Annotated in this window: 25 protein-coding genes; 1 reads left to right on the top strand and 24 read right to left on the bottom strand. The window is 63.3% G+C overall.

All coding sequences use genetic code 11. The features are described 5' to 3' along the window. Window positions 1–232 precede the first annotated feature (232 nt). Window positions 233–892: an isoprenylcysteine carboxylmethyltransferase family protein gene (locus tag CFE42_RS17180; RefSeq protein ID WP_004630744.1), complete on the top strand. Its 660-nt coding sequence runs from the start codon at window positions 233–235 to the stop codon at window positions 890–892. Between the two features lie 8 nt (window positions 893–900). On the opposite strand, the gene CFE42_RS17175 is transcribed toward CFE42_RS17180, so the two are convergent. The 24 genes from CFE42_RS17175 to nuoL form a co-directional block, all read right to left on the bottom strand. Further along, window positions 901–1,203, bottom strand: a complete 303-nt coding sequence (locus CFE42_RS17175; RefSeq protein ID WP_004630745.1) for a hypothetical protein — start codon at window positions 1,201–1,203, stop codon at window positions 901–903. 76 nt (window positions 1,204–1,279) lie between these two features. Then, complete coding sequence (ureG, locus tag CFE42_RS17170) at window positions 1,280–1,900, bottom strand: urease accessory protein UreG (RefSeq protein WP_004630747.1); 621 nt, start codon at window positions 1,898–1,900, stop codon at window positions 1,280–1,282. 11 nt (window positions 1,901–1,911) lie between these two features. Beyond that, a complete protein-coding gene (locus CFE42_RS17165) occupies window positions 1,912–2,601 on the bottom strand; it encodes an urease accessory protein UreF (protein ID WP_037044200.1) in 690 nt (229 codons plus the stop codon). Further along, complete coding sequence (gene ureE / locus CFE42_RS17160; protein ID WP_004630750.1) at window positions 2,594–3,220, bottom strand: urease accessory protein UreE; 627 nt, start codon at window positions 3,218–3,220, stop codon at window positions 2,594–2,596. The genes CFE42_RS17165 and ureE overlap by 8 nt, the downstream gene beginning before the upstream one ends. Window positions 3,221–3,406: 186 nt before the next feature. Beyond that, entirely contained in the window at window positions 3,407–5,125 is a 1,719-nt protein-coding gene (ureC, locus tag CFE42_RS17155) for an urease subunit alpha (RefSeq protein ID WP_004630752.1), read from the bottom strand. A 13-nt stretch (window positions 5,126–5,138) separates the two neighbouring features. Beyond that, window positions 5,139–5,444: an urease subunit beta gene (locus CFE42_RS17150; protein ID WP_004630755.1), complete on the bottom strand. Its 306-nt coding sequence runs from the start codon at window positions 5,442–5,444 to the stop codon at window positions 5,139–5,141. 13 nt (window positions 5,445–5,457) lie between these two features. Next, a complete protein-coding gene (locus CFE42_RS17145; protein ID WP_004630757.1) occupies window positions 5,458–6,075 on the bottom strand; it encodes a HupE/UreJ family protein in 618 nt (205 codons plus the stop codon). Window positions 6,076–6,117: 42 nt separating this feature from the next. Then, window positions 6,118–6,420, bottom strand: a complete 303-nt coding sequence (locus tag CFE42_RS17140; protein ID WP_004630759.1) for an urease subunit gamma — start codon at window positions 6,418–6,420, stop codon at window positions 6,118–6,120. Window positions 6,421–6,499: 79 nt separating this feature from the next. Continuing rightward, complete coding sequence (locus CFE42_RS17135) at window positions 6,500–7,387, bottom strand: urease accessory protein UreD (RefSeq protein WP_004630760.1); 888 nt, start codon at window positions 7,385–7,387, stop codon at window positions 6,500–6,502. A gap of 102 nt (window positions 7,388–7,489) precedes the next feature. Beyond that, complete coding sequence (gene urtE, locus CFE42_RS17130) at window positions 7,490–8,182, bottom strand: urea ABC transporter ATP-binding subunit UrtE (RefSeq protein WP_004630761.1); 693 nt, start codon at window positions 8,180–8,182, stop codon at window positions 7,490–7,492. 1 nt (window position 8,183) lies between these two features. Next, a complete protein-coding gene (gene urtD / locus CFE42_RS17125; RefSeq protein ID WP_004630762.1) occupies window positions 8,184–9,035 on the bottom strand; it encodes an urea ABC transporter ATP-binding protein UrtD in 852 nt (283 codons plus the stop codon). Beyond that, the gene (gene urtC, locus CFE42_RS17120; protein WP_004630763.1) at window positions 9,032–10,201 is read right to left on the bottom strand and encodes an urea ABC transporter permease subunit UrtC; all 1,170 of its coding nucleotides are present in this window, start codon (window positions 10,199–10,201) and stop codon (window positions 9,032–9,034) included. The genes urtD and urtC overlap by 4 nt, the downstream gene beginning before the upstream one ends. Window position 10,202: 1 nt before the next feature. Further along, a complete protein-coding gene (urtB, locus tag CFE42_RS17115; protein WP_004630764.1) occupies window positions 10,203–11,834 on the bottom strand; it encodes an urea ABC transporter permease subunit UrtB in 1,632 nt (543 codons plus the stop codon). A gap of 100 nt (window positions 11,835–11,934) precedes the next feature. After that, window positions 11,935–13,191, bottom strand: a complete 1,257-nt coding sequence (gene urtA / locus CFE42_RS17110; RefSeq protein ID WP_004630766.1) for an urea ABC transporter substrate-binding protein — start codon at window positions 13,189–13,191, stop codon at window positions 11,935–11,937. 263 nt (window positions 13,192–13,454) lie between these two features. Further along, window positions 13,455–13,934: a MaoC family dehydratase gene (locus CFE42_RS17105; protein WP_004630769.1), complete on the bottom strand. Its 480-nt coding sequence runs from the start codon at window positions 13,932–13,934 to the stop codon at window positions 13,455–13,457. A 37-nt stretch (window positions 13,935–13,971) separates the two neighbouring features. Continuing rightward, the gene (locus CFE42_RS17100; protein WP_004630770.1) at window positions 13,972–14,457 is read right to left on the bottom strand and encodes a MaoC family dehydratase; all 486 of its coding nucleotides are present in this window, start codon (window positions 14,455–14,457) and stop codon (window positions 13,972–13,974) included. A gap of 56 nt (window positions 14,458–14,513) precedes the next feature. Next, the gene (locus CFE42_RS17095; RefSeq protein WP_004630773.1) at window positions 14,514–15,644 is read right to left on the bottom strand and encodes an acyl-CoA dehydrogenase; all 1,131 of its coding nucleotides are present in this window, start codon (window positions 15,642–15,644) and stop codon (window positions 14,514–14,516) included. Window positions 15,645–15,679: 35 nt separating this feature from the next. Next, the gene (locus CFE42_RS17090; RefSeq protein WP_004630775.1) at window positions 15,680–16,876 is read right to left on the bottom strand and encodes an acyl-CoA dehydrogenase family protein; all 1,197 of its coding nucleotides are present in this window, start codon (window positions 16,874–16,876) and stop codon (window positions 15,680–15,682) included. 84 nt (window positions 16,877–16,960) lie between these two features. After that, window positions 16,961–17,422, bottom strand: coding sequence for a DUF1178 family protein (locus tag CFE42_RS17085; protein ID WP_004630778.1), 462 nt, complete (start codon window positions 17,420–17,422; stop codon window positions 16,961–16,963). Between the two features lie 137 nt (window positions 17,423–17,559). Then, a complete protein-coding gene (locus tag CFE42_RS17080; protein WP_004630779.1) occupies window positions 17,560–18,171 on the bottom strand; it encodes an NUDIX hydrolase in 612 nt (203 codons plus the stop codon). Window positions 18,172–18,215: 44 nt separating this feature from the next. After that, the gene (locus CFE42_RS17075; RefSeq protein WP_004630781.1) at window positions 18,216–18,530 is read right to left on the bottom strand and encodes a DUF2818 family protein; all 315 of its coding nucleotides are present in this window, start codon (window positions 18,528–18,530) and stop codon (window positions 18,216–18,218) included. A 13-nt stretch (window positions 18,531–18,543) separates the two neighbouring features. Further along, window positions 18,544–20,019, bottom strand: a complete 1,476-nt coding sequence (nuoN, locus tag CFE42_RS17070; RefSeq protein WP_004630783.1) for an NADH-quinone oxidoreductase subunit NuoN — start codon at window positions 20,017–20,019, stop codon at window positions 18,544–18,546. 16 nt (window positions 20,020–20,035) lie between these two features. Then, complete coding sequence (locus CFE42_RS17065; RefSeq protein ID WP_004630785.1) at window positions 20,036–21,502, bottom strand: NADH-quinone oxidoreductase subunit M; 1,467 nt, start codon at window positions 21,500–21,502, stop codon at window positions 20,036–20,038. Window positions 21,503–21,514: 12 nt separating this feature from the next. Beyond that, the gene (nuoL, locus tag CFE42_RS17060) at window positions 21,515–23,575 is read right to left on the bottom strand and encodes an NADH-quinone oxidoreductase subunit L (RefSeq protein ID WP_004630786.1); all 2,061 of its coding nucleotides are present in this window, start codon (window positions 23,573–23,575) and stop codon (window positions 21,515–21,517) included. Window positions 23,576–23,602 lie beyond the last annotated feature (27 nt).

Here is a 23,602-nt window from a genome sequence, read left to right as displayed (position 1 = left end):
CACCTGCTCAACCACTGCCAACTTAAAAGCCAGCGTGTAGTCCCTCTGCGTTCGCTTCTTCTGCCCTTCCATCTTGACCCTCACTCCCTGGCGGGGAAAAAGTGTCAACCTTATTCAGGACGGGTCAATCACGAGACAAAAGGCCGCGCATGCGGCCTTTTTAATGGCCGTTAGCAGGGCGCACCCCGCGCCGGTCCTACACTGAGCGCATGCGGATTCTCCTGGAGCAATCATGGCGGCATCAGCCAGGTTTGGTTTTGCAGCGGTGATTTCGGTACTCGGCTATCTCGCGCTCGCAGCGTGGGGCTGGGGCGGCGTTGGCCCGCTGCTTGCGCATCCGGCACGCGTGGCGCTGGTGGTGGTGACGGCTGCGCTGACGATTGCTGCAATGTTCGCAGGCGGCAATCTCAGCGCCGGTGAGCGAGAGGACCGGTCCAACCGGTGGGTGTTGCCCGTGTTTGGCTTGATCGGCCTCGTCAGCGCCTGGCTGCCGGCGTATACGGACCGGCACGACCTCTTTTGCATCGACGGCGATTTGGTGAGGTGGCTGGGTGTGGTGCTCTATGCCGCGGGCGGCGCCCTGCGGTTGTGGCCCGTGCATGTGCTGGGCAACCGCTTCAGCGGACTGGTGGCGATTCAGCCGGGCCATACGCTGATGACCAGCGGCATCTACCGCTACGTGCGCAACCCCAGTTACGTGGGATTACTGGTCAGTACGCTGGGATGGGGCCTGGGATTCCGGGCGGTGGCCGGCGTGGTGCTCACCGCATTGCTGATTCCGCCGCTGGTGGCACGCATGCACGCTGAGGAAGCCCTGCTGCAATCGCAATTTGGCGCCGAATACGACGCATACCGTGCCCGGACCTGGCGCCTGATTCCTGGCTTGTACTAGCGCCTCGTTCAAAGCGGCAGCGCAAGACACTGGACATCCGGCGCCGTATAAGGCGTCGGATACGGCGACCTGGGCCCCACCTCCAGCCGCATCGGGGCAAGCGCAAGCACCTCGGCTTCGTTGCGCTCGCGCGTAGTCAGCGCCGGCCCCGGCGGAGCGGGCCGGACCAGCGGCTCGTTGATGGCGCAGCGCACATGCTTGCCGTCATGCAGGCGCACCTCCATCGTGTAAGACGGGCCCGAGACGACGGGAGTGCACGCCGCTGCACCCCAGGCGAATGCCACCAGCAGCAGCCAACGACGTGTTCCCATCCGGCACCTCCCATCACGCACAGACCACCGTGGATTTGACTTGCCGTGCGATCGGGAGTGCCCCGTATCCGGCTCCTCAGGCCGCCAGCATCCCCTGCCGCTCAATGAACCTGATGACCTCATCCAACCCACCCTGCGCGCGCAGATTGCACATCACGAACGGCCGATCGCCGCGCATCTTGCGCGTGTCGCTCTCCATCACCTCCAGCGACGCCCCGACATACGGCGCCAGGTCGGTCTTGTTGATGATGAGCAGGTCCGACTTGGTGATGCCCGGGCCGCCCTTGCGCGGGATCTTCTCGCCGCCGGCCACGTCGATCACATAGATGGTCAGGTCCGACAGCTCGGGGCTGAACGTCGCCGCGAGGTTGTCGCCGCCCGACTCAATGAAGACGACATCCGCATCCGGAAACTTGGCGAGCATGCGATCCACCGCTTCAAGGTTGATCGACGCATCTTCGCGGATGGCCGTGTGCGGGCAGCCGCCGGTTTCGACGCCCATGATGCGTTCGGCAGGCAGCGCGCCGGAGATGGTCAGCAGGCGCTGATCTTCCTTCGTGTAGATGTCGTTGGTGATCGCCACGAGGTCGTAGCGCTCGCGCATCGCCTTGCAGAGCATTTCGAGCAGCGTGGTCTTGCCGGAGCCCACCGGGCCGCCCACGCCAACGCGCAGGGCAGGAAGTTTCTTGGTTCGCATGATGATCAGGTTCAGGAACGAAAGAGTCGTGAGTATTGCGTTTCATGCCGGGCGGACAGCACGCCCAGCCCCGGCGAAAACGTAGACAGTTCAGGCGGATGACAGGCCGCACGGCGCGTCGCCTCCTCCACCGCACGCGCCACCGCTGCGTGCAGGCCAAAGAGAATCCGTTGCCCCGCAGCCTGCCCGAGCGGCACGGCCTTGACTGCCGCCGCCATCTGGTTTTCCACCCAGGCAAAGCAGTACGCCGTCACGCCATCGCGCGGGTCGACATTCAGCGCGGCAGCAGCGGCGGCAAACGCTGTCGGAAACGTCACCGAAGCGCATGCGGCCAAGGCACTGCGCAGTGCGTCATCGCCCCACTCCATCTGCTGGATGAGGCGATTGAGCGACCAGCCCATCTGAGACGTTTCGAGCCGCAGCTCGCGCGTCTCGCGGGTGGCGAGGAACCACGCATCGCGCTCGGCAACGGCATCGAAGCGGCCTGCCTGCCAGTCGGCAAACTGCAGCAGCCATAGCGGTGCCTCGCATGCGGCGAGCACGTCGAGCCCCTCGGCAATCCACGCGGCAGCCGACGCTTCGTCCGCCACGCGCCGCACATCCACCGCCGCCTCCAGCCCCTGCGAATAGCTGAACGCGCCCACCGGCAGCGCCGGGGACGCGAGATGCAGCAAGGCGGTGAGCTGCGCCGCGTTAGTCATGGTGATGGTGGTGATGGCCGCAACCGGGCCCATGGACATGGCCGTCGTCGTGGTCGTGACCATGTGCGTGATCGTGGCCATGCGAGTGACCATGATCGTGCCCGTGATGCTCGTGGTACAGCGCCTGCGCGGCCGCGTAGTCCTCTTCGAACGTCGCATCGTGGCCGTGACGATGGCCGCCACCATAGGCGCCCGCCTCGGGCTCGAACGGCGCCTCCACATGCGCGACGGTCACGCCCAGGCGGACCAGCATGTCTTCGAGCACCGGATCGGCTTCGAGCTGCAGCGCATCGGCGCTCACCTGCACGGGCGTGTGCCGATTGCCGAGGTGATACGCGGCGCGCATCAGCGCGAGCCGGTTGTCGCTGCTTACGCGCAGCACCTGCTCGGGCGCGGCCTGCACTTCCACCAGCGTGCCGTCTTCAGCGACCAGCACATCGCCGCCGCGCATGACGGTGCCCCGCGGCAACACGACGGCCACTTCACGGCCATCGTCGAGGGCGGCGCGCAGGCGGCTGCGGCTGCGCTCCAGGAATGGCAGCACCAGCTTGGGCGCACGCTTGACCAGCACGGAGGCCAGGCCATGCGGCGCGGGGAGATGTTTGTTGATGGAAAGCATCTATAGGATCTAATTCGTCATCCAACTATGAAGCTCGAAGTTCTGAAATCCAAGCGCCGGGTTCTAATCTCCACGCGTGGAGTTTCGATCTCGGAGCGGCGTGGCATCCCTTGTTTCACCTCCTGCCGGGGACGATACGACGGATGGACCAACAACAAGAAACCCGAGCCCACCCCGCACCACCAGCTAGAACAAGAAATACCGCTGCGCCATCGGCAACACCTCCGCCGGCTCACAAGTCAGCACCGTCCCATCCGCCACCACCTGATACGTCTCCGGATCCACCGAAATATCCGGCTGCCAGTCGTTATGAATCATGTCCGCCTTGCTCACAGTACGCGTGCCCTTGACGACCGCCGTGGTCTTGGCCAACCCATACTGCTCCGCCACGCCAGCCGCAGCAGCCGATTGCGACAGGAACGTCAACGACGTCCGCCCCAGCGCCCCGCCCGCTGCCCCAAACATCGGCCGATAGTGCACTGGCTGCGGCGTTGGGATCGACGCATTCGCATCGCCCATCGCCGCAGAGGCAATCATCCCGCCCTTCAGGATCAGGCTCGGCTTCACGCCAAAGAACGCCGGCTTCCACAGCACGAGGTCTGCCCACTTGCCGACTTCAACCGAGCCGACTTCATGTGCGATGCCGTGCGTGAGCGCGGGGTTGATCGTGTACTTCGCCACGTACCGCTTGACACGGAAGTTGTCATGTCCGCCCCGCGCATCGTTCGGATCACCGGCCAGCTTGCCGCGCTGCACCTTCATCTTGTGTGCGGTCTGCCACGTACGCAGCACGACTTCGCCGACGCGGCCCATGGCTTGCGAGTCGCTGGAGATCATCGAGAACGCGCCGAGGTCGTGCAGGATGTCTTCGGCGGCGATCGTCTCGCGGCGGATGCGGCTCTCCGCAAAGGCGATGTCTTCGGCGATGGACGCATCGAGGTGATGGCACACCATCAACATGTCGAGGTGCTCGTCCAGCGTGTTGACGGTGAACGGCCGCGTCGGGTTGGTCGATGACGGCAGCACGTTCGATTCACCGCACACACGGATGATGTCCGGTGCATGCCCGCCGCCCGCGCCTTCCGTGTGATACGTGTGGATCGTGCGGCCCTTGAACGCAGCGACGGTCGCTTCAACGAAGCCCGATTCGTTCAACGTATCGGTGTGGATGGCGACCTGCGTATCGGTGTCGTCGGCCACGCCCAAGCAGCAATCGATGGCGGCGGGCGTGGAGCCCCAGTCTTCGTGCAGCTTCAGGCCGATGGCGCCTGCGTCGATCTGCTCGCGCAGCGCGCCCGGCAGGCTGCCGTTGCCCTTGCCGAGGAAGCCGATGTTCATCGGGTACGCATCCGCGGCCTGCAGCATGCGCTGCATGTACCACGGGCCCGGCGTGCAGGTGGTGGCGTAGGTGCCGGTGGCGGGTCCGGTGCCGCCGCCGATCATCGTCGTCACGCCGCTGTTGAGCGCCTCGTCGATCTGCTGCGGGCAGATGAAGTGGATGTGCGTGTCGACGCCGCCGGCGGTGACGATCATGCCTTCGCCCGCGATGATCTCGGTGCCGGGGCCGATGACGATGGTCACGCCGGGCTGGATGTCCGGATTGCCCGCCTTGCCGATCGCCGAGATGCGCCCGTTCTTCAGGCCGATGTCAGCCTTGACGATGCCCCAGTGGTCGATGATCAGCGCGTTGGTGATGACGGTGTCGGTGCAGTCTTTCGATTCGCGCTGGCTCTGGCCCATGCCGTCGCGGATGACCTTGCCGCCGCCGAATTTCACTTCCTCGCCGTAGACGGTGAAGTCGCGCTCGACTTCGACGATGAGGTCGGTGTCGGCCAGACGCAGGCGGTCGCCCGTCGTGGGGCCGAACATTTCCGCATAGGCGCGGCGATTGATCTTCAATGTCATGTCCGTGTCTCGCTCAAAGCTTGCCCATCACACGGCCGGCGAAGCCGTAGACCACGCGATCACCCGCCAGCGCCACGAGTTCGACCGTACGCTCCTGCCCCGGCTCGAAGCGCACGGCGGTGCCGGCGGCGATGTTCAGCCGAAAGCCGCGCGCAGCTTCGCGGTCAAAGCGCAGCGCGTCGTTCACTTCATAGAAGTGGTAGTGCGAGCCGATCTGCACCGGGCGATCGCCCGTGTTGGCCACCGTTACCGTCACCGTGGGGCGGCCTGCGTTGAGTTCCAGATCGCCGTCTTGCGGCAGGAGTTCGCCGGGGATCATGGTGAAAGCCCCCTCAGATCGCCGTAACCAGCAGGCCTGCGCCGTACAGCGCCACACCCACACCCGACAGACGCGCCAGCCACGCCATGCGCGGCTTCAGTGCAAAGCCCGCGCCGATGCCGGCGGTATGCAGCAGCGCCGTCGCCACGGCAAAGCCGCCAACGAAATACGGGAACATGGCCTGCGCGCCTGCGGGGAATTCCGTGCCGTGCGCATAGCCGTGGAACAGCGCGAACGCGCCGCACAGCAGTGCACCGCCCCAGGTCGGCAGCTGCGCGCGTGCGGCAATCAGCAGGCCGAACACCAGCAGCGATGCGGCAATCAACGGCTCAGCCATCGGCAGCGCCCCGCCGCCGGCGCCGAGCAGCGCGCCCAGGATCATCAACGCGACAAAGGCGACCGGCGCCCACAACGCGTCGCGCACCGAGCGCGAGGCCAGTGCGCTCCACACACCCACGGCCACCATCGCCAGGAGGTGATCTGCACCGGTGAGCGGATGCAGGAACCCCGCGAGCAGGCTGCCCTCGGCGGTATGGCCCGGATGCCCCGGGTGAGCGAAGGCAACAGAGGCGCCAAACGTTAGCGCAATGGCCGCAGCGGGCCGGACGAAGCGAGACAGGGTAGGCGTCATGGCGGGACTCGTAGTGGTGAGTGGCGTGCGGACTTCAGAACGTCAAACAATCGGGTGGTGGACGGTGACGAGCTTCGTGCCGTCCGGAAAGGTGGCCTCGACCTGGATGTCGGGAATCATCTCGGCCACGCCGTCCATCACGTCATTGCGCGTGAGCAGCGTGGTGCCGTAGTGCATCAGGTCGGCCACGGTCTTGCCGTCGCGCGCGCCTTCCATGATGGCAGCGCTGATGAAGGCGACGGCTTCCGGGTAGTTGAGCTTGAGGCCGCGGCCCTTGCGGCGCTCGGCCAGCAAGGCGGCGGTGAAGATCAGCAACTTGTCTTTTTCGCGCGGGGTCAGTTCCACGTGGGGCTCTCTTCGGTGAGGGTCAATTCAGTACAGTTCAGATCGGGCGATGCGAGGTCACGTTGCCATCATGTGGCCGTCATGTAGACCAGAGCCGCAGCGGACGGCCCGCTACGCCATGCATCGGTTCGCGCAGCGCCAGCCACGTCTGGGCCAACAAGGCACGTGCATCTTCGGGCCGGCGTGCAAGCACGCGCAGCAACAAAACGTTTGGCAGGCCGGGCGCATCTTGCGTGAGGCAGGTGACGCCCGCGCGCAGGTCGTCGTTGTACGGCAGGTGCTCGGCCATCGATTCGGCCAGGGCTTCGGTGGCGCCCTCGCCCACGGCCCACAGCGTGCCGACAACGTGGAAGCCGGCCATGCCCGTCGTCGCATTCAGCACGGGCGATTGCGCGTCGAACGCCGCCGATTCAATCCACAGCGGCTGGCCGTTGCAGCGCAATGCGGTGCGCAAGACGATACGGCCTTCGGCCCACGATTCACCGGCGGCGTGGCGGCCGAGCATGGTCGCGTCCCAACCGATGGCGGTGGCGCCCGGTGCCAGATCCAGCGTCAGGTCGATGATCGGGCAGGCCTGGTTGAAGACGATGTTCTCTTGTGGCACCCAGTCGAGCCGCGCGCCTGTCTCTGCCCGGATGGCAACGCGCTGCGTGGCCGTGCGGCCGAGCGACTTGTACCACTTGGTGGCGCCGGGCGTGGTCAGCACGGCATGCGCGTCGGCACCGAGTTCGATGTTGATATCGAGCACATCGCCACCGGCAATGCCTGCGGGCGGATGCAGCATGACGGCATGGCACACGCCCTCGCCTTCCGGATACAGCGCCTTCTGCACCCGCAGCGGCCCCTGATGCCGGCACGTGGCCAGCACGGTGCGCTCACCGCGCCGTGCAAACGCCAGGCGCAGCGAGGCTTCCCAGGACGCGAACGAATCGGTCTGCGGCGGCACAGGAAAATCGGGATGGCGCATCAGGAAGGCAGCACGGCGGCTAGGAATTTTCTCATCATAGCCAGATGCCACAGATTTGGCATTCGACTTTTTCCGTCGAATGCCGGGGCATCAGCCGGGGCATCAGACGGCCACCAGATCACGCACGCCATCGGCTTCCATATTGGCGCCGTCGCCCTGGGCGATGACCTCGCCGCGGCTCATGACGACATAGCGGTCGGCAATGCTGCGCGCAAAGTCGTAGTACTGCTCGACCAGCAGCACCGACATGCCGAACTCATCGACAAGGCGCCGCAGCGTTCGGCCGATCTCCTGGATGATCGACGGCTGGATGCCCTCAGTCGGCTCGTCCAGGATCAGCAGGCGCGGCTCGCTCATCAGCGCGCGGCCGATGGCAAGTTGCTGCTGCTGGCCGCCGGACAGATCACCGCCGCGCCGGCCCTTCATCTCCTTGAGCACGGGAAACAGCTCGTAGATCGAATCGGGCACCTTGGACGGCGCGCGCTTGGCGGCCGCACCAATCAGCAGGTTCTCTTCCACTGTCAGGCGCGGGAAGATCTCGCGCCCCTGCGGCACATAAGCGAGGCCCTGCGAGACACGCTCGTACGCGGGCAGCTTCTGGATGGTGCGCCCTTCCCAATCGATCGCACCGCTGGCTGTGGGCACCACGCCCATCAGGCATTTGAGCAGCGTCGTCTTGCCCACGCCGTTACGGCCAAGCAGCGTGGTCAGCTTGCCCGTAGGGACGTCAAAGCTGACGTTGCGCAGGATGTGGCTGCCGCCGTAGTACTGGTTCAGTTGTTGGACCTGCAACATATCAACGCCCCAGATAGGATTCGATCACCCGCTCATCGCGCTTGACGGCATCGAGCGTGCCTTCGGCCAGGACGCTGCCTTCAGCCAGCACGGTCACGCGCCCTTCTGTCCCCGCCAGCGCGGCAACAAATTCCATGTCGTGCTCCACGACCATGATCGAGCACGTGCCGCGCAAACCGTTGAGCAACGTTGCAAGCTGCATCGTTTCTTCGTCCGTCATGCCGGCGACCGGTTCGTCGAGCAGCAGCAGTTGCGGTTGCTGCATCAGCAGCATGCCGATCTCCAGCCGCTGCTTCTGGCCGTGCGAGAGCAGCCCGGCAGGCCGATAGGCCTCCGCTTCCAGATGGATGCGGCCGAGCGTTTCTTCGATGCGCTGGCGGCCGTCGTTCAGCAGGCGCGCGCGCAGCGAGACCCACCAGCGCTTGTCGGCTTTCATGGCCAGTTCCAGGTTTTCCCACACGGAGTGCTGCTCGAACACGGTCGGTTTCTGGAACTTGCGGCCGATGCCGATCTGCGCGATGCGCGGCTCGGTCAGGCGCAGCAGGTCGATGGTCTGGCCGAGGAAGACACGGCCGGTCACGTCGGCGTTGCGTGGCCCCGTCTTGCCAGTAATCACGTCCATCATCGTGGTCTTGCCCGCGCCGTTGGGCCCGATGATGCAGCGCAGTTCGCCGTGGTCGATCGACAGCGTGAGCGCGTTCAGTGCGCGAAAGCCGCCAAAGCGCACCGTCACATCTTCGAGATACAGGATGGCGCCGTGCGAGACGTCGATGGTGTCCGGCTCGACCAGATGGCCCATGCCGGTGGCGGTGCCCGTCTCCGCGCGGTCGGGGAGTTCGGTGAACGTGCTCATGCGTGGTCTCCGGTGACGGTCGCGGTTTCATGCGCCTTGGCTTGCGTGGGCGTGCGCCGCTTCATCCGCAGCTTGCCCAGCAGCCCCAGAACGCCGTTCGGCAGATACAGCGTCACCAGCACAAAAATCGCACCGAGCACGAACAGCCAGTACTCCGGCACCCACGCCGTGAGCAACGTCTTGGCCCCGTTGACGAGGAACGCGCCGATGATCGGGCCGATCAACGTGCCGCGCCCGCCCACGGCCACCCACACCGCCATCTCGATGGAATTGCCCGGGGACATCTCGCCCGGGTTGATGATGCCGACCTGCGGTACGTACAGCGCGCCCGCGATGCCGCACAGCACCGCCGAGAACGTCCAGACGAACAGCTTGTAGCCGAGCGGGTTGTAGCCGGAGAACATCACGCGCGCTTCGGCATCGCGGATGGCCGTGACCACGCGGCCGAACTTGGACGTGACGATGGCGCGGCACGCAATGAACGCCAGCACCAGCGCGACGAACGTGGCTACGAAGAGCACGGTGCGCGTAGGCAACGCCGAGATTGGGAATCCGAGGATGCGCTTGAAATCGGTAAAGCCATTGTTGCCGCCAAAGCCAGTCTCGTTGCGGAAGAACAGCAGCATGGCCGCGTACGTCATCGCTTGCGTGATGATCGACAGGTACACGCCCTTGACGCGTGAGCGGAAGGCGAAGAAGCCGAACAGCCACGCCAGCACGCCGGGCACCAGAATCACCAGCAGCATCGCCCACGCGAAGTGCTCGGTGCCGTGCCAGAACCAGGGCAGCTCTTTCCAGTCGAGGAAGACCATGAAGTCGGGCAGATCGCTCTTGTACACGCCCTCGCGTCCGATGGAACGCATCAGGTACATGCCCATCGCGTAGCCGCCCAGCGCAAAGAACACGCCGTGGCCGAGGCTGAGGATGCCGCAGTAGCCCCACACCAGATCGAGCGCCAGCGCCGCCAGCGCATAGCACATGATCTTGCCGATGAGCGTGAGCGCATACGCCGACAGATGCAGCGGGCTGCCTTCCGGCACGAGCAGCGCGCAAACCGGCGCGCCAATGCACACGATAAGCGATACGAGCACAAGCGCAGACCACCCGCGCCGCGACAGCAGCGGCATGCGCGCCGGAATATCGAGAGAGAACTTGGTCGTCGTCATATCAGGCCTCGGCGCTGCGGCCCTTGAGGGCGAACAGGCCCTGCGGACGCTTCTGAATGAACAGCACGATCAGCACCAGCACGATGATCTTCGCCAGCACCGCGCCATAGAACGGCTCAATGAACTTGTTGATGAGCCCCAGGCCGAACGCGCCGATGATCGTGCCGGCCAACTGCCCCACCCCGCCCAGCACCACGGCCATGAACGAATCGATGATGTAGCTCTGGCCGAGGTCCGGCCCGACGTTGCCGATCTGCGAGAGCGCGCAGCCGCCCAGCCCGGCAATGCCCGCGCCGAACGCAAACGCGTAGCTGTCGACCTTCCACGTGCGCACGCCAACGCAGGCGGCCATCGTGCGGTTCTGCGTGGTGGCACGCACGAACAGGCCCAGGCGCGTTCGGTTGAGCACCGCCCAGGCGATCGCCACCACAGCCAGCGCAAACAGCAGGATGACGAGCCGGTTGTACGGCAGGATCAGCCCGGGATACAGCGCAATGCCGCCGCTCATCCAGCTCGGGTTCGCCACCTCCACGTTCTGCGCACCGAAGAGCGAGCGCACCGCCTGCATCAGCAGCAGGCTGATCCCGAAGGTGGCGAGCAGCGTTTCCAGCGGACGGCCGTACAGGTGACGCAGCACCAGCCGTTCCAGCGCAAAACCGACGATGGCCGCCGCCAGGAACGCGGCAGGCAGTGCTGCGGGCAGATACCAGTCGAATGCGCTGGGGAAGTAGGTGCGGAAGATGGTCTGCACCACGTAGGTGGCGTACGCACCGATCATCAGGAACTCACCGTGCGCCATGTTGATGACGCCGATGAGCCCGTAGGTGATGGCCAGCCCGAGAGCGGCCAGCAGCAGCACCGAACCGAGGCTCAGCCCCGCAAACAGGTTGCCGACCAGCTCGGCCTTGCGTTGCTGCGCGGCGAGGCCGTCGAGCGCCTGTTGGGCCGCGGCGCGCAGTTCATCGTCGGCGCCGCTGTCCTTGGCAAGCAACGGGGCGATGCGCTGGCGCGTCTGCGGATTGGTATCGCCCGCAAGCAGCTTGAGCGCTTCGAGCTTCTCGGCATGCGTGCCGTCGTCCAGTGCCAGGTTGGCCCACAGCAGGTCGAGCTTGGCGCGCAGAGCAGTGTCAGTTTCGTGCTTGCGAGCGGCATCGACAATCGGCCGCGATGCTGTCTCGAGATGCGCCAGCAAGGTGTCGACCGCTTGTGCGCGCACGGCACGATCGGGCGATTGCAGCACGAAGCCGCTCGCCGCGCTGTCCACTTGGGCACGCAGGGCATTGTTCAGTGTGAGGGATTGCAGGTCGTCAGCCTTGACGGTGACGGGCTGGCCAGTGATCGCGTCCAGGTACTTCTCGCCATCCTGACGCACCATGCCGGCGGCGGGCGCGAAGAACAGCGCGTCATTCTGCAAGGCTTGCAGGATCGGCCCGGCTTGTTCTGCGGGCGCGGCGGTCAGCGCATTGAGCGTCTTGACCTTGGCATCGAAGTCGTCTTCGGCCAACGGCTTGAGATCGGCCTGGGTCAGGGGTTGTCCGGCAGCCCACGCAGAGGTTTGGGGCATCGCAGCCAGACAGAAGGCGCACAGCAGTGCGGCAAGGGAATGAAACAACCAGCGGGACAAGCGCATCATGGCAATCCGATGCGTGGCGGCCGGTGTTGGGGCCGTCCGCCACGTCGTGCAGCGTCGTTCAAAGGACCGGCCGCGCTGTATGCGCCGCCGGTCCGCCTGATTACTTCACTTCGTCAGGCTTGCCCTCGTTGCCCGAGATGTACGGGCTCCACGGCTTGGCGCGGATCACCGTCGGCGTCTTCCACACGACGTTGAACTGGCCGTCGCCACGCACCTCGCCGATCATGACCGGCTTGCTCAGGTGATGGTTGTTGTTCATCACCAGCGTGAAGCCCGACGGTGCCTTGAACTGCTGGCCGTACATCGCCTTGCGGACCTTGTCCACGTCGGTCGAACCGGCTTTCTCGACAGCCTGCTTCCACATCATGATGCCGACGTAGGTGGCTTCCATCGGGTCGTTGGTGACGCGCTTGTCGCCGCCGGGCAGGTTGTTGGCCTTGACCCATGCAGCCCACTTCTTCTTGAAGTCGTCGTTGACCGGGTTCTTGACCGACATGAAGTAGTTCCATGCGGCCAGATGGCCCACCAGGGGCTTGGTGTCGATGCCGCGCAGTTCTTCTTCACCCACCGAGAAGGCCACCACCGGTACGTCCTTGGCCTTCAGGCCCGCGTTGCCGAGTTCCTTGTAGAACGGCACGTTAGAGTCGCCGTTGATGGTCGACACCACGGCCGTCTTGCCGCCCTGCGCGAACTTCTTGATGTTGGCGACAATGGTCTGATAGTCGGAGTGGCCGAACGGCGTGTAGACCTCTTCGATGTCGCTGTCCTTCACGCCCTTGCTGTGCAGGAACGCACGCAGGATCTTGTTGGTCGTGCGCGGGTAGACGTAATCGGTACCGAGCAGGAAGAAGCGCTTGGCGCCGCCGCCTTCCTTGCTCATCAGGTATTCCACGGCCGGAATGGCCTGCTGGTTGGGTGCCGCGCCGGTGTAGAAGACGTTCTTCGACATCTCTTCGCCTTCGTACTGCACCGGGTAGAACAGCAGGCCATTCAGCTCTTCATAGACCGGCAGCACCGACTTGCGCGACACCGACGTCCAGCAGCCGAACGTCACCGCCACCTTGTCCTGCGTCAGCAGCCCGCGCGCCTTCTCGGCAAACAGCGGCCAGTTCGATGCCGGATCCACCACCACCGGTTCCAGCTTGCGGCCCAGTACGCCGCCGCTCTTGTTGATCTCGTCGATCGTCATCAGCGCGACGTCTTTCAGCGACGTCTCGGAGATGGCCATCGTGCCCGACAGCGAATGCAGGACGCCGACCTTGATCGGTTCTTTTGCCTGAGCAAACGCGAGGCTTGACACGGACAACAGCGTTGCGGCGGCGACGGCAGACAGCTTCAACAGCTCACGACGTTTCATTGCGGCTCCTTGGGTTTATTGGTGGCGAGAACGACTCCCGGGGCCCAAAATTGCAACTACCGTGCCATCGCATTTGGCTCATTCGAAGGGAAATACGCGCCAAAACGGTGCTGGAACCGCGCCAACTCTGCGCATCTGTTCGTCGGAATGCGCCCGCTTGGGGCGCAGGAAGACAAGCACAAGACAAGCGGAGCGCAAGGACGGGCGATACAAAAAGAAAGGCCGGCATCGCGCCGGCCTCGGGAACTTGAAAAAAGCCAGACTCAGGAATAGCGGCGCGAAATCGATTCGGCGACACACACCGGGCGCTCCTGCCCCTCGCGCTCGATGGTGACGGCCCAGGTCATCTGCGCGCCGGTCAACGTGGGTGCATTCGGCAACGGCGGCAGCGCTTCCATCTCCAACAGCTTGACTCGCGCGCGTACACGGCTGCCCACCGGCACGGGCGCCGTAAAGCGAACCTTGTTCAGGCCGTAGTTCACGCCCATTTTCACGTCGGACATCTCGATCGCGTTGGCCATCAGCATGGGCAGCAGCGACAGCGTCAGAAAACCGTGTGCCACCGGTGCGCCAAACGGCGACTCGCGCCTGGCGCGCTCCACGTCCACGTGAATCCACTGGTGATCGCCCGTGGCCTCGGCAAAGAGGTTCACCTGTTGCTGCGTGATCTCGGTCCAGTCACTCACGGCAACTTCCTGGCCGATCAAACCTTTCAGCTCGTCGAGCGATTCGATGATGCGCATCTGCGTTGTCTCCTTGTTGTGATGCGATGACGTGTCATCAAGCCTTCGGGCGGCGGCCAAACAAGCCCATGCCCGTGACCGTGCACACAAGTTCTCCGCGCTGGTTGCGAGCCTCCCAGCGATTGACCGCCACGCCGCGGTCCGGCTTCGACTGCGACGGACGCACTTCCATGCACGTGCTCGACACCGACAGCGTGTCGCCCGGATACACCGGCTTCATCCAGCGGATTTCATCCACGCCTGGGGAACCCATGCTGGCTGCCTTGCCGAGGAAGCCGGTGACCATCAGCCGCATCATGATCGAGCAGGTCATCCAGCCGCTCGAGATGATGCCGCCGTAGATGCTGTGCTTGGCAGCCTCTGCATCGATGTGGAATGGCTGCGGATCGTACTGCCGCGCGAAGGTCAGAATCTCCTCTTCGGTGACGGTGTAGGTACCCATCTGCAGCGTCCGGCCGACCTCGAAATCGTCGAAGTAGAACTCGTACGATCGTGTGGGCTCTGCCCTTTCGTTCTCTGCCATGTCGTCTCCTCCAAATGACAACGCCCCGCACGAATGCGGGGCGTTCAGGTTTGCCGTTACGCCGCCTGCTGGAAGCCGGGCAGCGATGCGAAGCGTGCGAGGTGATGATCCACGTCGCCCAGCGTCGTGTTGATCATCGTCAGCCGCTTGAACATGTGCGCGGCGGGCAGTTCGTTCGTCACGCCCATGCCGCCGTGCAGTTGCACCGCTTCCTGGCCAACGTCACGCGCCGCCTGGCCGACACGTGCCTTGGCAGCAGACACATAGCGGCGGCGCGCCTCGACATCGCCATCTTCAAAATGCGCAGCGGCAAGATACGTGATCGAACGCGCCTGCTCGCCATGGATGAACATGTCGACCATGCGATGCTGCAGCGCCTGGAAGCGCGCGATGGGCACGCCAAACTGCTGGCGGGTCTTGGTGTACTCCAGCGTTGCGGCGTTCAGCGCATCGATCAGGCCGATCGCTTCTGCGCACAACAGCACGCAGCCAAGATCGGCTACGGCGTCGATGGTCTCCCACGCTTCGCCGGCCTTGCCCAGCAGCGTTGCCGGCGCGTTGTCGAAGCGGATATCCGCAGCGTGCAGGTTGTCGATCGTGCGGTAATCCTTGACCGTCACGCCGGCGGCATCGCGGTCAACCACGAACAGCGACAGGCCCGACGTATCACGCGCTTCGCCGCCCGTGCGCGCCGAGACGATCAGCTTGTCTGCCTGCGCGCCATGCACCACAACCGCCTTCTCGCCGGTGAGCGTCCAGCCGCTGCCCTGCTGCGCAGCACGCGTGGTGACATTGAAAAGCTCGTAACGCGATTGGCGCTCGCCAAAGGCAATGGCCAGCTTCACGGCGCCGCCAGCGACTTCTTCCAGCAACCCTTCCTGGCCGCCCGCGAGCTTCAGCGCCTGGGCACCCAGCACGGTGGCCTGATACGGCTCCACGACCAGGCCGCGGCCCAGTTCCTGCATCACCACCAGCAAGTCCATCGCACGGCCGTCAAAACCGCCTTGTGCTTCGGGCACTGGTAGCGCGGTCAGGCCCAGTTCGGCCAGTGCATCCCAATGGCTCTGCGACACACCTTCCGGCGAATACACCACCTTGTTGCGCGCTTCAAAGCCGTAATCCTTCTCAATGAAGCGGCGCACCGCATCGGCAAGTTGCTTCTGTTCGTCGGTGAACGAGAAATCCATGTTTGTCTCCGCTATGTGTTCTGTCGCCGTTCTGGTCAGACGCCAAGGATCATCTGCGAGATGATGTTGCGCTGGATCTCGTTCGACCCGCCGTAGATCGAGGTCTTGCGATAGTTGAAGTAGTACGGCGCGAGCGGTGCGGCGTCGTTGTCGCCCGTCACGGCCTGCAAGGTGTCGCCTTCGAGGTAGCTCGGATCGAACGGCTGGGCGTACGGCCCCGCGGCCTCGACCATCAACTCGGTCAGCATCTGCTGGATCTGCGTGCCCTTGATCTTGAGCAGCGACGCCTCGGGGCCCGGGCCCTTGCCGGCGTTCTCGCTCGACACCACACGCAGCACTGTCATCTCCAGCGCCAGCAGTTCGATTTCCAGCGAGGCCACCTTGGCACCGAATACCGGATCCTGCAGCAGCGGCTTGCCGTTCTTCTGGTGTTGCTGGGCGACACGCTTGAGAAACGCCAGTTCGCGCTTGGAATTGCCCACACGCGCAATGCCCGTGCGCTCGTGGCCGAGCAGGTACTTGGCGTACGTCCAGCCGCGGTTCTCATCACCGATCAGGTTTTGAACCGGCACCTTCACGTTGTCGAAGAAGACTTCGTTCACCTCGTGCTCTTCGTCGAGCATGATGATCGGGCGCACGGTGATTCCTGGCGTCTTCATGTCGATCAACAGGAACGAAATGCCCTCTTGCTTCTTCGCGTCCGGATCCGTGCGGACCAGACAGAAGATCATGTCGGCGTGTTGGCCGAGCGTGGTCCAGGTCTTCTGGCCGTTGACGATGTAGTGATCGCCTTCGCGCACGGCACGCGTCTTCACCGAGGCCAGATCGGAACCAGACCCCGGCTCCGAATAGCCCTGGCACCACCAATCGGTGCAATCAACGATGCGCGGCAGGAAGTAGCGCTTCTGCGCTTCATTGCCGTACTTCATGATGACGGGCGCGACCATGCTGACGCCGAACGGCAGAACGCCGGGCGCGCCGACCCGCGCGCACTCTTCGTCCCAGATGTGCTTTTGGATGGGGGACCAGCCGGTACCGCCCCACTCGACCGGCCAATGCGGCACCGACCAGCCCTTGCCCGCGAGCGCCTTGTGCCAGCGAACGAAATCTTCGCGGTTCAGGCGCCGGTGGTTCAACACCTTGTCCTGGATGTCCTTGGGCAGATTGGCTTCCAGCCAGCTGCGGACTTCCTGGCGGAACGCATCATCGGCCGCCGAGTAGTTCAGATCCATGCCTGTCTCCTGTGGTTGGCTCCCCACCGTGGCAAATCGGTGGAGAACGTTCTGTCGGACCGGCGCGGACCTGAATCGGGGCTGCTAGTGCACGGGCTGCTTGAGCGCGTCGGGCACCAGCAGCGGCATCACGTCGATGCCTTCCTCCGCCAGTTCCTGCGCTTCCTCCCGAGATGTCGTCCCGCGAATGCCCCGCTCCGGCGCCTCGTTGTAATGCATGCGGCGCGCCTCTTCTGCAAACCGCTCGCCGACGTCCTCGGTATTGGCAAGGACATGGCGCACGGCTTTCAGGTAGAGCTGTTGCAGGGCTGCGGGCGAACCGCCCTCGCCCTCGACCGCCTTGCCGGCCCCGCCCTTCTGGGCGGTCTCCGCACGAGACGACGACAGGTTCAGGCGCGGCGCACTCGGCAAGCGCTCAACCTCGTTGTGACCGCAAACTGGGCACGTCAATAGCCCGCGCTTTTGCTGCGATTGCAAGTCGGCATCGGAGCCGAACCAGCCTTCGAAGCGGTGGTCATTGGCACAACGGAGGTCCAGCACTTTCATGATCGGTCCAGCGCATGGGGACGAGTGTATCCCCGATTCGAAAATTTGTGAACGGTCGTGCTAATTTTTTCGCACGACCGTTCGCCATGATAGCGGCAATAGGAAAACGGTCTGATCAAGCGAGGATCACAAGCGGCTCAGACGGCACCTGGCGTCCATGCTCCGGACAGAATCTTCTCGAGCCAGAACGTGCCGATGATGGTCTTCACGTCGGAAATCTTGCCTTCGCGCACCCAATCGATCAGTTGGCCGGCCGGCGTGACGAAGGTCTCGAGAAATTCGCCTTCATCCAGCATTGCCGCGCCCTGCTTGAGATCGCGCGCGAGATAGATGTCGATGAACTCGGTGGAATACGAAATGACGGGGTGAATGCGCGTGAGGTACTCCCAGCGCTCGGCCGTGTAGCCGGTTTCCTCGCGCAGTTCGCGCTTGCCGCATGTGAGCGCGCCTTCCTGCGGATCCAGCTTGCCGGCGGGGAATTCAATCATCACCTTGCCGACCGGGTAGCGGAACTGACGCTCCATCAGCACCGTACCGTCGTCGAACAACGGGATCATCATTACCGCGCCTGGGTGGATGAGATATTCGCGGCTGGCGTTGCGGCCGTCCGGCAGGCGGACGATGTCGTGCTTGAGCGTGAGAAATTTACCCTGGTGCATCAGCGCGGATGCAACTTGCGTCTCGCGCAGACCGGCGTCGGGGTCCTGCGTCGCATCAGGGGCTTCGTTCAGAGGGGTGTGATCGGACATGGCGCTCTCTCATGCCGAGACAGCGGGAACCTGCCCGGCGGGAATTAACGGGAATCGCGGGGATGGCGAACCAGGTATTGCAACGTAAAGCCCGGAAACGCGAACACCAGCATCAGGCAAGCGGTGATCGCGTAGAACTGCCAACCCTGGGGAAACGCATTACCCTGGCTCGATTCGATACCGAAGCCGATGAGCCCCACCACAACATACATGGCAACCAGCTCGGCGCCGCGCAGCCAGAACGGCTTGCGCGACCAGCGTGCCGGCACCAGCGCCAGCACGCGTTGATTGACGAACGGCAGGTTGGCACAAATCAGTGCCAACACGATGACAAATAGACCGCCCGTCGATGTGTTCATGGCGCTCCGCGTTTTACGAAGCCAGCGTCAGGCGGATGGCCTGATAGCACACGGCCATCAGGCCAGCCGGGAAGATACCCAGCAACAGCACCAGCAAGCCATTGACCGACAGCAGCGAGCGCAGGCCGAAGGAGGCTTCAACGGGGCCTTCGTCAGCCGGCACATCGAAGTACATGACCTTGATGACACGCAGGTAGTAGAACGCACCCACCAACGAAAACAGCACCGCCACAACGGCCAGCCACGGCATACCGGCATCGACCACCGCACCCAGGACCGACAGCTTGGCGTAGAAGCCAACCGTCGGCGGCAGGCCTGCCAGCGACATCATGATGAACAGCATCAGCAGGGCAAACCACGGGCTCTTCTTCGACAAGCCCTTGAGGTCGGCAATCTCTTCCGCCTCGTAGCCTTTGCGCGCCAGCAGCAGGATGATGCCGAACGCGCCCAGCGCAGTCAGTACGTAGGTGATGGCGTAGAACATCGACGCACTGTAGGCCTGTGCCGTCAGATCCGGCTTGCCGGAACTGACGCCCGACACGAGGCCCAGCAGCAGGAAGCCCATATGCGAGACGGTCGAGTAGCCCAGCAGACGCTTGAAGTTGGTTTGCACAACGCCGGTGATATTGCCGATGGCCAGCGACACAACGGCCAGCACAATCAGCATGTTCTGCCAGTCGAACGCCAGCGGCAGCAGGCCTTCAACCAGAATGCGCAGCGTCATCGCGAACGCAGCAACCTTCGGGGCGCCGGCAATCAGCAACGTCACGGCCGTCGGCGAGCCTTGGTACACGTCCGGCACCCACATGTGGAACGGTGCCACACCCAGCTTGAAGCCGAGCCCGGCAACGATGAACACTACGCCGAACACGAGAATCGTCTTGTTGATCTCGCCGTTCTTGATGGCGTCAAACACCTTGCCCAGTTCCAGCGAGCCGGTGGCGCCATACAGCATCGACATGCCATACAGCAGCAGGCCCGAGGCCAGCGCACCCAGGATGAAATACTTCATGGCCGATTCGGACGACACGTTCGAACGGCGACGCAGCGCAACCAGTGTGTACGACGCCAGCGACAACAATTCAAGGCCCAGATAGAGCACGAGGAAGTTGTTGCCGGTGATCATCACCACCTGGCCGCCCAGTGTGAACAGGGCGAACATGTAGAACTCACCCGCATACATGTCACGGTCGGCCAGATAGCGGCGCGTGTACACCAGCGTGGCAAACAGCGTCAGCGCACAGAACGACGCCAGCACGTTGGCCATCGGATCGATCACCGCCATGTTGCCGAAGACGTAGTGCGTCTCACCGTTCGCAGCGTTCAGCGCAAACCACACCGCCAGCACCAGCGTAATCACCAACGAAACCGGATAGGCCACGCTGCTTCGTTTCTGGCCGCGTGCCAAGTCAATCCAGTTGACGGCACCAATGCCCAGCGCGAGAAAAACGATTGGGGCAAAAGCCGCAATAGAGGAGGACGATTGCATAGTTTCTTCTCGCTGCTTACAGCTTCGACTGAGCCACGTGGGTCAGCAGATTGACCACGGACGCATGCATGACATCGGTGAAGGGCTTCGGATACAGGCCCATGTACAGGGTGGCGATCGCGAGCACGCCCAGCATGAAGAACTCGCGGCAATTCAGGTCCTTCAGCTCGGCCACATGCTTGTGCGTCACATCACCGAAGATCACGCGCTTGACCATCCACAGCGAATACGCTGCGCCAAAGATCAGCGCCGTGGCGGCCAACAAGCCAATCCAGAAGTTGAACTTGACGGAACCCAGGATCACCATGAATTCGCCGACGAAACCGGAGGTTGCCGGCAGGCCGCAGTTGGCCATCGCAAAGAAGACCGACAGCGCCGCAAACTTCGGCATCGTGTTCACCACACCGCCGTAATCGGCAATCTGACGCGAATGCACGCGGTCATACAACACACCAATACACAGGAACATTGCGCCTGAGATGAAGCCGTGCGAGATCATCTGGACGATACCGCCCTCCACACCGATCTCGTTGAAGATGAAGAAGCCCAGCGTGACGAAGCCCATGTGCGCGATCGACGAATACGCGACCAGCTTCTTCATGTCGGCCTGCACCAGCGCCACCAGACCGATGTAGATCACGGCAACCAGCGAGATCGCGATGATGAACGCGGACAGGCTATGGCTGGCATCCGGCGCGATCGGCAGCGAGAACCGCAGGAAACCGTAGGCGCCCAGCTTCAGCATGATGGCAGCCAGCACCACGGAGCCGCCGGTCGGGGCTTCCACGTGGGCGTCCGGCAGCCAGGTGTGCACCGGCCACATCGGCACTTTCACGGCAAAGGCCATGAAAAACGCGAGGAAGATCAGGACCTGCTCGTTCATCGACAGCTTGACCTGATGCCACTGCAGGATTTCGAACGTGCCGCTGTGGAAATACAGATACAACAGCGCAACCAGCGTCAGCAACGAACCCAGCAGCGTGTACAGGAAGAACTTGAATGCCGCGTAGACGCGGTTCGGGCCGCCCCACACACCGATGATGATGTACATCGGGATCAGCGTGGCTTCGAAGAACACGTAGAACAGCAGACCGTCGAGCGACGCAAACACGCCGATCATCAGACCGGACAGGATCAGGAACGCGGCCATGTATTGCGCCACGCGCTCGGTGATGACTTCCCAGGCGGCAATGACGACGATGACGGTGATGAACGCGGTCAGCACCACGAACCACATCGAAATGCCGTCGACTCCAAGGTAGTAGCTGATGTGGAAGCGCTCGATCCACGACGATTTCTCAACGAACTGCATCGCAGCCGTCGTCTTGTCGAAACGCGTGATGAGCGGGAGCGTCATCACGAAGCTGATTACGGAGCCGATCAGCGACATCCAGCGGACATAACCGGGATTGCGGTCTGAGCCCGAGGCCAGCACCAGCACGCCGAAGAAGATCGGCAGCCAGATCGCAAAAGACAGAACCATTTTTGTAATCCCTTATTTGCCTGCCAGAAACACGAAATACGTCAGCAGCCCAACCGTGCCGATGATCATCGCGAACGCATAGTCATAGATGAAGCCGGACTGGAGCAGGCGCACGACGGTCGCGAACCAGCCCACCAGACGCGCGCTGCCGTTGACGACAACACCGTCGATCACACCTTGATCGCCGCCCTTCCACAGGCCACGGCCAAACTTGACCGCACCGTTGGCAAAGACGATCTCGTTGATCTTGTCCATGTAGTACTTGTTGTCCAGCAGCTTGTAGACGCCGGAGAAACGCTTGGCGATTGCTGCCGGAATATCCGGGCGCTTCAAGTAGAAGAACCACGACAGCACCACACCCGCCAGCAGCAGGATGAACGGTGCCGACGTAAAGCCGTGCAGCGCCATCTCGACCCAACCGTGGAAGTCTTCGGCCAGCACCTTCATTGCTTCGTGGTTGTCAGCATTGAAGATGACCTCCGAGAACACAACACCGTGCTTGAAGAACTCGCCGAACAGCATCGGCTGGATTGCCATCGCACCGATGATGACCGAAGGAATCGCGAGCAGCACCAGGGGGACCGTCACCACCCACGGCGACTCGTGCGGCTTCTGACCCGGAGCCAGGCCGTGGTGATGGTCAGCGGTTTCCTCTTCGTCCACGTGATTGCCTTCGTGATGCGAGTGTTCCTTGCCGAAACGCTCTTCACCGTGGAACACCAGGAAATACATGCGGAACGAGTAGAACGCGGTCACGAACACGCCAGCCAGCACAGCCCAGTAGGCAAAGCTGGCGCCCGGCAGGTGCGATTCGCGCACCGCTTCGATGATCGAGTCCTTCGAGTAGAAACCTGCAAAGAACGGCGTGCCAATCAGCGCCAGCGACCCCACCAGCGATGTCAGCCACGTGACCGGCATGTACTTGCGCAAGCCGCCCATGTTGCGCATGTCCTGATCGTGGTGCATGCCGATGATGACCGAGCCCGCGCCGAGGAACAGCAGCGCCTTGAAGAACGCGTGCGTCATTAGGTGGAACACCGCGACTTGGTAAGCCGACGCGCCCAGCGCGACGGTCATGTAACCGAGCTGAGACAGCGTCGAGTACGCCACCACACGCTTGATATCGGTCTGGATGATGCCCAGGAAGCCCATGAACAGCGCGGTAATGGCGCCGATGATCAGCACGAACGACAGCGCGGTGTCCGACAGTTCGAACAGCGGCGACATGCGCGCGACCATGAAGATACCGGCGGTCACCATGGTGGCCGCGTGAATCAGTGCGGAGATCGGGGTCGGGCCTTCCATCGAGTCCGGCAGCCACACGTGCAGCGGGAACTGCGCCGATTTACCCATCGCGCCGATAAACAAGCAGATACAAGCGACCGTCAGCATGTGCCAGTCGGTACCCGGGAAGCCAATCGTGGCCAGGTTGTCGCGGGCAGCGAACACATCGGCGTAGCTCAGGCTACCGCTGTACGCCAGCAACAGGCCGATACCGAGCACGAAGCCGAAGTCACCCACGCGGTTGACCAGGAACGCTTTCATGTTGGCGTAGATGGCCGTCGGACGCTTGAACCAGAAGCCGATCAGCAGGTACGACACCAAACCCACCGCCTCCCAGCCGAAGAACAGCTGCAGGAAATTGTTGCTCATCACGAGCATCAACATCGAAAAGGTGAACAGCGAGATGTACGCGAAGAAACGGTTATAGCCGTCGTCTTCCGCCATGTAGCCAATGGTGTAGATATGCACCATCAGCGAGACGAAGGTCACCACGCACATCATCATCGCCGTGAGCGAATCGATGAGGAAGCCGACTTCCATCTTCAGCGAGCCAACCGTCATCCATTCATAGACGGTGCCGTTGTAACCGGCGCCATTGATGACGTCGGACAGCGTCAGCGCCGACAGAATGAAGGCGATCGCGACACCGAGGATGGTGACGCTGTGGGATGCCGTGCGGCCGATCTTCTCGCCAAAGAACTTGGTGCCGAACAGCCCGGCGATCGCCGCGCCGGCCAGCGGCGCGAGCGGGATCGCCAGCAGCAGGTTGGGATTGAGCGTGGTAGCCATGGAACGCTTCTTTTAGGTGGATGCGGA

The organism is Ralstonia sp. PBBBR1 (assembly GCF_002256165.1).
Lineage (GTDB): Bacteria > Pseudomonadota > Gammaproteobacteria > Burkholderiales > Burkholderiaceae > Ralstonia > Ralstonia thomasii.
Note: the sequence above shows the minus strand (reverse complement) of the source record. Positions and strands in the feature narration are given on the sequence as shown.